We start from the raw sequence: 517 nt of genomic DNA on the forward strand, positions 1-517 counted from the left end.
GGAACGCCGGACCCCGGACGGGCTCATCTACGTGGTCCACCCGTGGGAGGCAGGCAATGACCATTCCCCGCGCTGGGACGATTGGGGAGCCCCGGGCCGGACCAAAGAGGGCTACAGCCGCCCCTCCCGAACGGCCTGGAACAAGGAGCGCATGAAGGAAATCTTTTTCGACGACGACGGCTCGGCCAAGTGGTCCACCAGCTTCGTGGCGTGCCCGGCAGCCTTCAATGCCTACACCGCATTCAACTTGCGGGAACTCGCCGCAGTCACCGGGGATGCGATCTTGGAAGAACGGGCCACCGAACTGGCGGCCGCCATGGACGAGCTTCTGTGGGACCATGGGGAGCAGCTCTGGTCAGACCAGGCGGTGGTGGGCGGCGGGCCGTCGGTCCGGATACCCATCAGCGATGGCGTGATGGGCGCCCTGGTCACCGCGGACGAAAGCAAGGCCAAAGCAGCCCTCGCCCAGCTGGCGGACCCGTCCCGGTTCGGGGCGGAGTTCGGTCCCGCCAATGTG

At 67.1% G+C, this 517-nt stretch carries 1 protein-coding gene; it reads left to right on the plus strand.

The features are described 5' to 3' along the window. A partial coding sequence (locus DBR22_RS21530) for an MGH1-like glycoside hydrolase domain-containing protein (RefSeq protein ID WP_441296256.1) occupies positions 1 to 517 on the plus strand: 517 nt, incomplete at both ends.

Source organism: Arthrobacter sp. HMWF013, from assembly GCF_003061105.1.
Taxonomy (GTDB): Bacteria; Actinomycetota; Actinomycetes; order Actinomycetales; family Micrococcaceae; genus Arthrobacter.